The 11,855-nt window shown below is 45.4% G+C and carries 11 protein-coding genes; 5 read left to right on the top strand and 6 right to left on the bottom strand.

All coding sequences use genetic code 11. The annotated features are described in order from the left end of the window. Positions 1 to 93 precede the first annotated feature (93 nt). Together NFI80_RS12165 and NFI80_RS12160 are read left to right on the top strand one after the other, a co-directional pair. Positions 94 to 1,776 (top strand): carboxylesterase family protein, encoded by a 1,683-nt coding sequence (locus tag NFI80_RS12165; RefSeq protein ID WP_235162909.1) that lies wholly within the window; start codon positions 94 to 96, stop codon positions 1,774 to 1,776. 33 nt (positions 1,777 to 1,809) lie between these two features. Continuing rightward, positions 1,810 to 2,694 (top strand): sugar phosphate isomerase/epimerase family protein, encoded by an 885-nt coding sequence (locus NFI80_RS12160; protein WP_026630870.1) that lies wholly within the window; start codon positions 1,810 to 1,812, stop codon positions 2,692 to 2,694. A 70-nt stretch (positions 2,695 to 2,764) separates the two neighbouring features. Here NFI80_RS12160 and atpH read toward each other — a convergent pair whose 3' ends face one another. The 6 genes from atpH to NFI80_RS12130 form a co-directional block, all read right to left on the bottom strand. Beyond that, a complete protein-coding gene (atpH, locus tag NFI80_RS12155) occupies positions 2,765 to 3,301 on the bottom strand; it encodes an ATP synthase F1 subunit delta (RefSeq protein WP_235158318.1) in 537 nt (178 codons plus the stop codon). 23 nt (positions 3,302 to 3,324) lie between these two features. Beyond that, positions 3,325 to 3,819: a F0F1 ATP synthase subunit B gene (atpF, locus tag NFI80_RS12150; RefSeq protein WP_235162910.1), complete on the bottom strand. Its 495-nt coding sequence runs from the start codon at positions 3,817 to 3,819 to the stop codon at positions 3,325 to 3,327. A gap of 143 nt (positions 3,820 to 3,962) precedes the next feature. Further along, positions 3,963 to 4,226: an ATP synthase F0 subunit C gene (gene atpE / locus NFI80_RS12145; protein WP_026630873.1), complete on the bottom strand. Its 264-nt coding sequence runs from the start codon at positions 4,224 to 4,226 to the stop codon at positions 3,963 to 3,965. Between the two features lie 44 nt (positions 4,227 to 4,270). Then, positions 4,271 to 5,365 carry a F0F1 ATP synthase subunit A gene (atpB, locus tag NFI80_RS12140; protein ID WP_235162911.1) on the bottom strand — a complete coding sequence of 365 codons (1,095 nt, stop codon included), beginning with the start codon at positions 5,363 to 5,365 and terminating at the stop codon, positions 4,271 to 4,273. Between the two features lie 24 nt (positions 5,366 to 5,389). Continuing rightward, on the bottom strand, positions 5,390 to 5,749 hold the full coding sequence (locus NFI80_RS12135) for a hypothetical protein (RefSeq protein ID WP_233795728.1): 360 nt from the start codon (positions 5,747 to 5,749) through the stop codon (positions 5,390 to 5,392). 21 nt (positions 5,750 to 5,770) lie between these two features. After that, positions 5,771 to 6,019 (bottom strand): AtpZ/AtpI family protein, encoded by a 249-nt coding sequence (locus NFI80_RS12130; RefSeq protein ID WP_233795729.1) that lies wholly within the window; start codon positions 6,017 to 6,019, stop codon positions 5,771 to 5,773. 132 nt (positions 6,020 to 6,151) lie between these two features. Between NFI80_RS12130 and porW the strand changes: the two genes are divergently transcribed. From porW to NFI80_RS12115, 3 genes are read left to right on the top strand one after another with little or no spacing between them, the layout of a single operon-like run. After that, positions 6,152 to 8,353 carry a type IX secretion system periplasmic lipoprotein PorW/SprE gene (gene porW / locus NFI80_RS12125; protein WP_235162912.1) on the top strand — a complete coding sequence of 734 codons (2,202 nt, stop codon included), beginning with the start codon at positions 6,152 to 6,154 and terminating at the stop codon, positions 8,351 to 8,353. 51 nt (positions 8,354 to 8,404) lie between these two features. Beyond that, positions 8,405 to 10,702 (top strand): penicillin-binding protein 1A, encoded by a 2,298-nt coding sequence (locus NFI80_RS12120; protein ID WP_235162913.1) that lies wholly within the window; start codon positions 8,405 to 8,407, stop codon positions 10,700 to 10,702. 18 nt (positions 10,703 to 10,720) lie between these two features. Continuing rightward, on the top strand, positions 10,721 to 11,854 hold the full coding sequence (locus tag NFI80_RS12115) for a glycerate kinase (RefSeq protein ID WP_235162914.1): 1,134 nt from the start codon (positions 10,721 to 10,723) through the stop codon (positions 11,852 to 11,854). Position 11,855: the final 1 nt, after the last annotated feature.

Here is an 11,855-nt window from a genome sequence, read left to right as displayed (position 1 = left end):
TGTTAACATTCATTATCAAGAATGAAATGCAGATTTTAGCAAATAGTCGTTATGATTTAGTTTATATTTAGCCCAAGAAAATTATCATATCAAATGACTTTCAAATTCCGGAATCAAGCAGTTCTAATTGTACTGGGCTTACTGCTGGGCTTTACCAATTTACAAGCGCAAAAGCTTGCTACCGGCCCGCAAGTCCTGACTTTCTTCTCAGACGCCGACGACACCGAGCAGCCATATGGCCTCTATCTCCCTAAAAATTTCGACGAAAACAAAAAATATCCGCTGCTAATTATGCTGCATGGCGCTGGTTCCAATCACCGTTTGGACTTGCGTCGTGTTTTTGGAAAAAGCAATGCAGAGGACGAGACAGATAAAGAAGCAACCCGCTATTTTCCTCAATGGGAAGATGTCGATTTCATTGTTGCTGCGCCATTTGCAAGAGGAACAGCAGGTTATCAGGGCATCCCGGAAGAGGACGTTTACGATGTGTTGGACGATGTAAAAAAGCGCTTTAAAATCGATGAAAATAAAACCTATCTCACGGGCTTGTCCATGGGTGGGGGAGGAACGCTTTGGCTCGGACTGACAAGGCCGGACATATGGGCAGCAATAGCGCCTGTTTGCCCTGCGCCGCCGAACGGAACGTTCGATCTGGCAGCCAATGCATTGAATTTTCCGATCCACTTTTTCCATGGCGATGCAGATCCCGTGGTTCCTGTTGCGGACACGCGGAAGTGGGTGCAGCATCTGCAGGATATTGGAGTGGAAGTGAGTTATAAAGAGTTTGTGGATGTCAAACATGACAGCTGGGTAAGTGCCTATGACAATGAATTTATCTTCGAATGGTTCGGCCACGCCGAACGTAATCCGTTTCCTGATCGAGTGAAGTTTGTCAGCAAGCAATACAAATACAATAAGGCATTCTGGGTTCAGTTTGATAAAATGAACCTGGGAACGCTGGCAGAGATCGACGCCAATCTGAACAAGCCCAATGCTGCAACTATTACCACGAAAAACCTTTCTGCATTTACGGTCAACCTGAAAGGGCACCCGAGATTTAATGCTGCAAGCAATGTAACGTTCAGCATCGATGGAAAAGCGCTTTCGGCGAAAGTGGACAGCTCGGTTTCATTCGTGAAAAACAATAATGTGTGGGCAGTGGCTACAAATCCCATTGCGACAGGCCTGGTTAAGAAAAAAGGAGCAGAAGGCCCGATATACGAAGCATTCTCAACCCCTCATATTTACGTGTATGGCACTGCTGACAATCCTTCACCCGAAGAGTTGAAGAAGCGCGTAGACGCTGCCACACAGGCCGCAAACTGGTCCTATTACAGAGGTGAGTTTGTAGGCAGGATTATGTTTTTCCCAAGGACTTTGTCTGATAAAAATGTGCGGCCAAGCGATATAGAGCATGGCAATTTGATTCTGTTCGGGACAAAAGAAACCAATTCGCTGATTGCAAAATATGCAGACCGGCTGCCGGTGCATTTGAATGCTGCCGATACGTCACATGGCCTTTTTTACATATTCCCTGTGGATAAGCATTATGTGGCGGTAAGCTCTGGTTTGCCGTGGTGGACTGGCGCGGATAATAAGGATGCTGCGTTCATATCCCCTGTGCACCGCAGGCTTCCGGAATTCAAGGACCTGTTTTTCTTTAAAGATTCTTCGACTAACACCATTGTGGACGGAAACTTTTCGGAAGACTGGAAAGTGACGGACGAAATGAAGACGAAGCTTTCCAATTCAGGAGCAATTACGATTACCAAATAAATATAACCAACCCCAATTTTCGACAGAAAACAAATGAATTACAACGAGAAGATTTCACGGAAATCATTCATGAAAGCGAGTGCTTTTATGTTGGCAGCTCCTATGCTTTCAAAACTTGATTTGACGGCTAAGGCATCCTCTAAGATCGGTTTGCAGCTTTACACGCTACGGACAGACCTTGCGAAGGATTTGGAGGGGACATTGAAAAAAGTTGCGGCGATCGGATATAAGGAAGTTGAGCTTTTTGGATATAACGACGGCAAATTTTTTGGAAAAACACCAAAAGAATTCAAAGCGATCCTGGACGGCCTGGGACTCAACCCGGTAAGCGGACATTATGGCGCAGGTGTTCAGATGAAAGATCAAAAAGGCACACTATCCAACGACTGGCAGCGTGCGGTTGACGACGCAGCTGCTATCGGGCAGAAATACGTGAACTGCGCTTATCTGACAGATGGTGAGCGTAAATCAATTGAAGATTATAAGAAATACGTTGACCTGTTTAACAAATCGGGAGAGGTTGCAAAGAAAGCAGGTTTGCAGTTTGGTTACCACAACCACGATTTTGAGTTCAAGAAAATGGACGGCCAGCTTCCTTACGATTTGATTGCAAGCACGGATCCTGACTTGGTTAAGCTTGAATTGGACTTGTACTGGATCGTAAAAGCAGGTCTTGACCCAGTTGATTTGTTCAAAAAATATCCGGGCCGTTTCCCATTGTGGCACGTGAAAGATATGGACAAAACCGATCAGTCCTTTGCAGAGGTAGGAACTGGTTCTATCGACTTCAAAAAGATCTTTGACGCGCGCAAAATCGCTGGTCTGCAGCATTTCTTCGTGGAGCAGGATGTAGCGAAGCGCCCGGCTTTGGAAGCGATCGACATCAGCTTCAAGAATGTTACGAAGATGAAAGTATAGCAACATTTGGACATAAAAAAAGACCTGGCCGCATAGCAGCCGGGTCTTCCAAATTATGCAGATAAAAATATCAGTTTACAAACTGTAATTTAAGCTCGTTCAAACGGCTTCTCAAAGATGCGTCGATCTGACGGTCATCGATTTTCAGCACATATCCACCGATCAGATTCGGATCGATTTTCTCGGCCAGCTGCACAGTGCGGCCGGTTTTTGCAGTAACCATGTCAGAGAATTGCTTGCGAAGCTCATCCGTAAGCGGGATAGTTGTGGTAACCGTCGCTCTCTGGATTCCCTGGTTCAGGTTATAGCTTTTGATAAATTCGTTTGCTATTTCGTCAAGGATTGCCTCCCTGTTTTTCTTGGTAATGATGGTGAAGATCGCGTAGGAAACCGAATTGACACGCGTTTCAAAAAGCGCTTTCAAAATATTCAGTTTCTTCTCGTGACGCACAACCGGGCTTTTCAATGCAAGCATTAAGCCCCTGTTTTTCTCAGCCGTATCCTTAAATAAAAGCATATCCTGATAAACCGCTTCCAGAACATTCTGTTCTTTGGCTAGCTCGATCAGCGACTTTGCATATCTGGAAGCAACTATACTTACTGACATTGATTTTTAATTTAAGGGACTAATTAGTTTAAGTGGGCAGAGGAAGCAAGGTCTGCGATCAGTTTTTCCTGTGCTTCTTTGTCTTTCAACTCGCGTTGTAAAACCTTCTCAGCAATTTCAAGGGAAAGAACAGCAACCTCTTTTCTGATTTTCGTAACGGACATTTGTTGTTCGTTACGGATCGCTTCACGTGCGCTGTCGATCATTTTTTGTGCTTCAACAGCTGCCTTATCTTTTGATTCAAGGATGGTGCGGTCAGCAGCGTCTTTCGCATCGCGCAGGATCTGATCACGAACGGCGTTTGCTTCTGCGATCAGTTTTTCGTTGTCTGATTTCAATTTAATCATTTCGGCTCTTGTTCTCTCTGCAAGATCAAGTGCGCCCTGGATTTCATTTTCACGGTCTTTAAGGCCTTTAATGATCGGTTTCCAGGCAAATTTGGCTAAGATGAAAACAACCAGCAAGAATACAACCAGCATCCAGAAAATAAGGCCTGGGTTTGGAGTAAGCAATGACATAGTATAATGAGTTTTGAGTGTAAGAACCGCTCTCTTTTATTTCTTAAAAAATCGTGGAAGCCTAATGCTCCCACGAAGAACTTCAGTGTTACCTCAGCCGCCTAATGCAAATGAAGTAAGGGCCCGGGGCCCAATGTTTTTTACTACAGCTTGAACGAAATCAGCAGACAGATAACCGCTGCGAAAAGTGCAACCGCCTCGATAAGAGCGGCGATGATAAGCATTGCAGTCTGGATAGCACCAGCAGCTTCTGGCTGACGAGCGATACCTTCAACAGCGCTTCCACCGATTCTACCAATACCAAGACCAGCACCGATAGCAGCAAGACCAGCGCCGATTGCAGCACCGAATACAGCTAGACCAGCACCACTTTGTTCTGCAGCTTGAAGCAAGATTTGAAACAACATAATTGTGTTTGTTAAAATATATAATTAATAAAAAAGAGATTCAATCAATGTCCGTGATCTGCGTGGCTGTGCTCTTCAATGGCACTTCCAATGTACATGGACGACAAAAGGGTAAAGATAAATGCCTGGATAAACGCCACCATGATCTCGATAAAGTTGAGGAACAAGGCGAAAAGCGAAATAACAGGAGCGATCACAATGCTTTGGAAAATAAAGATCAGACCGAAAAGACTCAAAAGGATAATGTGACCTGCTGTCATGTTTGCGAACAACCGAACCATGAGAGAGAAAGGCTTCATAAACACACCTACGATCTCAACCGGAATCATAATCAGCAACAATGGAATGGGAACGCCATCTGGCTTTACAAGGTGCTTATAATAATTGCCATTTGCATTCAGGTGAACTACGATGAATGTCAGAACGGCAAGCGTCATTGTAACAGCAATGTTACCTGTCACGTTGGCCGATCCCGGAAGCAAACCCAGAATGTTGTTGACCAATATAAAGAAGAACAATGTCAGCAGGTAGGGAAGGTATTTTTCGTATTTGGGGCCCACATTAGGCTTAACAACATCATCGCGGATGAAAAGGATAATAACCTCCATGGCGGATTGGAAACCTTTCGGTGCCTTGCCCTTGCTGTTTTTGTAGTAACCTGCAATGCTGGTGAAGATCAGGATCAGGATCACCGCGCTCAGCATCATGGATGCTACATTCTTGGTGATCGAGAAATCATAAACAACGCGGGACTCGTCAACAGGGACAATCGTCTCAGCATCACCGTGAACCAGGTGATAACCATTGTATTCGTGGTGCTCGTTGTGAAAGTTCGAAGATGAGAAAACTTCAATTCCGCGATCTGCTGAATAAAGAATTACAGGAAGCGGAAGAACCACGCCATGCGTGATTTCCCACTCATGGGAATCAGCAATGTGGTGCATGATCATCTGACCAATATTGAACTTCTCTTCCGACTCTTCAAGATTATGTTCAATTTTATGCTCTTGCTCATTAATGCCTTCAACCAACTTTTCAGCCTCGTGCTGGGTAGGTTCGTCCGCCCTTGCAGGAACATTCAAAAGGCAGGTTGCCGCAACCAGGGCAGTAGTAAAAAACAGTCTCAAATGGGTGTACATAAAGGCTTGAAATGCTATGCTTTGTCAATTGCGGCGCAAGTTACGATACAAACCATATATTTCAAAGCATGTATAAAATAAATAGAGTGCAAAAAAGTTGGTAATAAATAAGAATGAATCACTTAGCCCTTTGAACAAAAATAATGCAATGAAAATCAGGCTGAGAATGATCCTTCCGACGATGACTGCAATGTAAAAAGTGACAAATTTTTCACGATTGTTTCGAAACCCGATCTCCATCAGGCGATGGGCGAAAAACGAGAGCCCGAAGAAGAATACCAGAATGTACCATATATAAGGGTGCAAAAAGCGGTCGAAGTGAAAATGCTGAGCAAGGAAAAATGCAATTCCGATAATGATAGTAGCAGCAACTGTTCGTAACATGCGTGGCGCTTTAAGTGCAATCTATTTTTTTGTAAAACCTTTGATCAACATATATAATGAACCTGCAATCGACAGCAGCGACAGCACCAGCGTCCAGACCGGAACATCATTTTGCTGCCATTCGTCGAGCTTATAGCCCCCGTAAGTGAAGATCAGAATGGTGCCGAGCATTTGGGTGGCCATGCCGGAATATTTCAGGAAACCCGAAGATTGTTTTTGCAGCGTCCTTTTACGCTCTTCCTTTGCCGCATCATCATTGTTCGTTTCCATGTAGTTGCCGGATTATATGAGGCAAAATTGCTTCAAATTTTACAATTGCGCTTATCTTCGATACGTAATTATTTAAATTACCGTTTTAGATTTGCTTATAAGAAGACCAAAGACATCCCTAACTTCATATTTGTGACCAACCGTTTTGCCCTCTACATCTGCCGCACAGCCCTTTCACTAACCATGATCAGTTTGGTGGCAGGTTGTTCGCAGTTCAGTACAAAACCTGCCGCAGTCGGTTTCCACAATCTTTCCGGACATTACAATGCCTATTTCATCGCCGAGCAGGGTCTTGCCGAGGCAGAGTTTCAGATGAATAAGGCTTACAAAGAGAACTATAACGAATTGCTGCCCATTCTGCTGCCCATGGACTCCGTGCTTTCCCTGCCTGTAAAGCCGCAGTTGCAGGATGCCATTAAAAAAGCGTCCATAGTTGCCGAAAAGCACCAGAACAGTAAATGGGTTGACAACAGTTATATCGTTCTTGGCAAATCCAGATTATATCTCGGCGAATGGGCCGACGGGCTTGAAGCATTGCGCTATGTATATGCAAATGGCAAGGACGAAAATGACAAGAACAATGCGCTGATCCTGCTTATGCGGGCTTACATTATCAGAAAGGATTTTTCCAATGCACTGGGCGTGGCCGAATATTTGAGCCAGCAGCCGCTCAGCAAAGCATCGACCCGCGAATTTTATCTTACCAAAGCCTACCTGCACCAGCAAAACGGAGAATATCTGACTTCCGTGGCGATCCTGGAAGAGGCATTTCCGCTCCTTAAAAAATCTACCGAAACGGCCCGTATCCATTTCGCGGCCGCTCAGATGTACGACCGCCTGGGACAGTATGGACTGGCGAATAAGCATTATAAAAGTGTAAGTAAAAATCGTCCGGGCTATGATCTGGGTTTTTATTCTGCCATGAATTCGCTTCAAAATGAAGTTGTGCTGAACCCGAAGAAGGATTTGGACGATGTCGGTTTTGATAAAATGCTTCGTGATCGCAAGAATGCAGACCTGAACGACAAGATCTACTTCACGATGGGCTTGTTGGCTGAGCATAGAAAGCAGATCCCCGAGGCCATTAGTTATTTGCAAAAGGCCGTTGCAGCTTCAAAAGGAACAAATATGGAGCAGAAAGCTTACAGTTACCTGCAACTTGCGAGGATTAACTATGAGTCGTTGGAAAAATTTGAGTTGTCAAAAGCATATTATGACAGCGCACTTACCATTCTGCCGCAGCAAGCGCCTGAATACAAGCTTGTTTCAGAGAGAAAAAGGGCGCTGGATGAGTTTGTAAAGCATTATAGCGTTGTAAATACAGAAGACAGTCTGCAAAAGCTGGCGCAAATGAACCCTGCCGCGCTTGATAACCGGATAGATGCTATTATTGAAGCGCAGGAAGCCGCAAGAAAGGAGCAGGAAGCAAAAGAAAGAAAAGCAATGTTGGCCGCTCAGAACACGAATGTTCAAAGTGTGCAAAACCCGCTGATCAATGGTGGCGAACGCAGGTGGGAGCTTTACGATCCGGCACTGATTAATCAAGGACGGACAGAGTTTAAAAGAACCTGGGGTAACCGTCCTTTGGAAGACGACTGGCGCAGGAGCAGCCGGCAAATGCGCTCACTGGCCGGTAATGATACAAATGCACCCGACTCACTTGCTGCGCAAACAGAAGTCATAGCCGACAACAGCCTGAAAAAAGGCACACCGGAATGGGACGCTTTGCACGCATCTTTAAAACAAAATATCCCACTCACAGAAGGCCAGATGGCCGATTCTCAAAAGAAAAAAGAGGATGCACTTTATAACCTGGGCAAGATTTACAGGTTCGATTTGCAGGAATCGCAGCGGTCTATCAACACATTCGAGCGTGTTCTTACTGAATATCCCAAAACACAATACAAGGAAGAGCTCTATTATCTGCTTTATTTGACCTATGAGGCTGATAATGATAAAAATACATGGAAAAACAAGCTGTTCGACGAATATCCGACTTCTACCTATGCCCGGCTTGTTGGTAAGGCATCCGACAGTAACCTGGCCGGCTCGGGAAACCCGGTGAAGGAATATGAAGCTGCCTATGCCCTTTATTCAAAAGGTGATTATACAAAAGCACTTGATGATATTGAACAAAATCTGCCGGCTTATAAAGGCCACGCTATGGAGGACAAATTTGCGCTTTTACGCGTTTTCCTGATCGGCAAAGTGCGTGGCAAAGATGCTTACACACAGGCCATTGCTGAATTTATGAGGTTATATCCTTCCAGCATCTATCTTCCAAGGCTCAAAGAGATGCAAGAGCTGAATTCGCTTTCCATGGGAAAGAGATAATTGGCCGAAATTGTATATTTGTCTGTTTACAATTAATTAACTCCGTTTTATATGCTTGAATTCCAACCCGGAAAGTATCGCCGCACCATAATCCGTCTCTGGCGGACTATCGGAATTGGACTGGGTCTGTTTATACTTTACATTGTTGCCGTCAGCTTTAACTTTTTCTGGTTATTCGGCGGAATGCCCGATTTGAAAACACTTGAAAACCCAAAAAGTGAACTTGCATCCGAGCTGATCAGCGAAGATGGGAAGTCACTGGGTAAGTATTTCTTCGAAAACAGAACGCAGATTGATATTTCGCAGATTTCTCCCAATCTGATCGACGCGTTGGTTGCTACAGAGGATGCGCGTTTTGTGAACCATTCGGGGATAGATCCAAGAAGTTTGTTGCGGGTTTTCAAGGGTGTTGTTTCCGGAAATTCGAGCTCAGGCGGGGGAAGTACGCTCACGCAGCAGGTTGCCAAAAACTTGTTCAATACACGTTCAGAGGAATTTGAAGGCCTTTTAGGTAAAATACCCTTGGTAAGGATTGTGATTGCAAAGACCAAAGAGTGGATCCTGTCGGTGATCCTGGAAAGGAAGTATACCAAACAGGAGATCATGCAAATGTATCTCAACACAGTTTCCTTTGGTAATAACACCTACGGCATCAAGGTTGCTGCGAAGACATATTTCAATAAAGAGGCATGGGATCTGAATGTGACAGAAGCTGCATTGCTGGTTGGAATGCTGCAAAATCCGACGCTCTTCAACCCATTGCGCTTCCCTACCAATGCTATGAACCGCCGAAATACGGTTTTGGCGCAAATGACCAAATACGATTACATCCCGAGAGAAGATTTTGAGAGATATAAGGAAAAGCCCCTGGGCATCGATTTTAATGTAGAAGGCCATAATACAGGGTTAGCGCCTTATTTCCGGGAATCCATGCGGGGTTATCTGAAAAGCTGGGTGAAGATGTATAATGAGGAGCATGATATGAATTATGATCTGTATACCAGCGGTTTGCGCATTTATACGACCATTGATTCAAGAATGCAGCGTTACCAGGAGGACGCATTGACCGAGCATATGAAAGGGCAGCAAAAGCTCTTTGACGAACACTGGAAAGGTCGTAACCCCTGGTCATTTGATAACGGAAAAGAAATTCCGGGTTTCTTGACAACAGCCGCTCGGAGATCACCACATTTCATCTCATTAAAGCGTGATCTAGGCGAGGAAGAAGCGTGGAAAATAATGCGTAAGCCTTATAAAATGAAGGTTTTCTCATGGAATGGGGAAAAGGAAGTGATGATGAGCCCGATTGATTCCATCGCATATTACAAGCGGTTTTTAAGAGCTGGTATGATGTCAATGGATCCAAGAAACGGCCATGTTAAGGCTTGGGTAGGCGGCATCAATTTTAAGTATTTCAAATATGATCACGTTAAGCAGGGATCGCGGCAGCCGGGTTCTACATTCAAGCCTTTTGTATACGTTTCGGCATTGGACAAAAACTTCCTGACGCCTTGTGATCACGTAACGGATGCCCCGATTTATTTTGGTCCTTCCGACGGTGTGCCCGGCGGTTGGTCTCCTAAAAACTCCAACAATAAATACTCTTACCAGTCACTTTCACTGCGTCAGGCATTGGGTAAGTCTGTGAATACGGTCAGTGCTTATCTGATAAAAATGGTGAAGGCCAAAACCGTGGCTGAGTATGCGCATAAGCTGGGCATTACTAGCAAGTTGCAGGAAGTTCCTTCGCTTTGTCTTGGGATCAGTGATGTATCGGTTTTTGAAATGGTAGGCGCTTACAGTGCATTCGCCAACGGCGGCCACAGGACTGAGCCTATGACCATTCTCCGCATTGAGGACCGTTATGGCAATGTTTTGCAGGAATTTTTCCAAAAGCAAAATCAGGAAATCAGTGAGAATATGGCTTATAATATGCTGTATCTGATGCGTGGAGCCGTGGAAGATCCGGGTGGAACGGCTGGAAGGCTGAGACAATATGGCGTAACCGAAGGCAACGAGATCGCGGCTAAAACCGGAACAACTTCCAATTATTCGGACGGCTGGTTCATGGGCATGACACAACATTTGGTATCCGGAATCTGGGTAGGAGGAGAGGATCGCAGCATTCACTTCCGGACCATTGCTTACGGACAAGGTGGCCGCATTGCGATGCCGGCCTGGGGAATGTTTATGCAAAAGGTTTACAAAGATCCGACGCTGGTTCAATACAGAAAAGAGCCTTTCAAAAAACCTGAAAATTACGTGCGGGAATGCGGCGGCGTGTCCACCGACAGCACCGACACATATGTTCCACCTTCCCGCTCAGACGACGAAGGCGTGTTGTTTTAATGGGTTAATGCACTGATTGTGAACATTCTAGTTGCGCCTGACAAATTTCGCGGCTCTCTTGAAGCAATTGACGTTTGCAGGGCGATCGAAGCGGGTATTTTACTTGCTTACCCCGATGCGAATGTCACAACCATCCCGCTAGCTGATGGCGGCGAGGGAACAGCGCAAATCCTGACACGCCAAGCACGAGGTAAAACTATCCGCATTGAAGTAAGTGATCCGTTAGGGCGTTCAATTACAGCTTCTTACGGCCTGTCCGGTGACGGGCAAACTGCCTATATTGAAATGGCGGCTGCGTCTGGTTTGGCATTGCTGTCTCAGGAAGAGCGCAATCCGCTGCTAACCAGCACATACGGGACCGGCCAACTCATTAAAGATGCCTTGGACCGGGGTGTTCAGCAAATTATTCTAGGCATAGGCGGAAGCGCTACGACCGACGGCGGTATGGGCATGGCGGAAGCATTGGGCTATCATTTTTATGATAAAAACAATGTGCAATTGCCTGCAAAAGGTGAATCGATGCATGAGGTCGCGCGTATTGCCGATCCCGAAATGGATCGCCGTTTAAACGCAGTTTCCATCACCGTTGCCTGCGATGTTACCAACCCGCTTTACGGGCCAAATGGCGCTGCACACATTTACGGTCCGCAAAAAGGTGCCGATCCCGAAATGGTCGAATTGCTCGACAATGGCTTGAAAAATTTAAGTGAAATCGCTTCAAAAACTTTTGAAAAAAACATTAGTAACCATCCGGGCGCAGGTGCTGCGGGTGGCTTAGGTGCAGGTTGTCTCTGGTTTTTAAATGCAGTTTTGAAAGACGGCGTGAGCATTGTTATTGAGCAAACGCACATTGCAGAGCGCATTAAAGATGCCGATCTGGTTATCACCGGCGAGGGTAAGGTCGACGAGCAGACATTGGCAGGTAAAGTTGTCAAAGGACTGGCCGATTTTTGCAGCATAAACCAGGTTCCGCTGGCTGTGGTTTGCGGCACTTTGCAGATTACACCCGAGCAAGTGCGTGATGCTGGCATAACTTATGCAGTGTCCGTTTTGAACCGGCCTATGGATCTTAACCAGGCCCAGGCAGATGCTTTTGAGTTGGTTAAGGACGCAACTTTTCATCTTGTGCGGTTGTTTTTTTCAAATAGATAAG

Source organism: Dyadobacter chenhuakuii (assembly GCF_023821985.2).
GTDB lineage: Bacteria > Bacteroidota > Bacteroidia > Cytophagales > Spirosomataceae > Dyadobacter > Dyadobacter chenhuakuii.
This window is presented reverse-complemented; position numbering and strand designations above follow the sequence as displayed.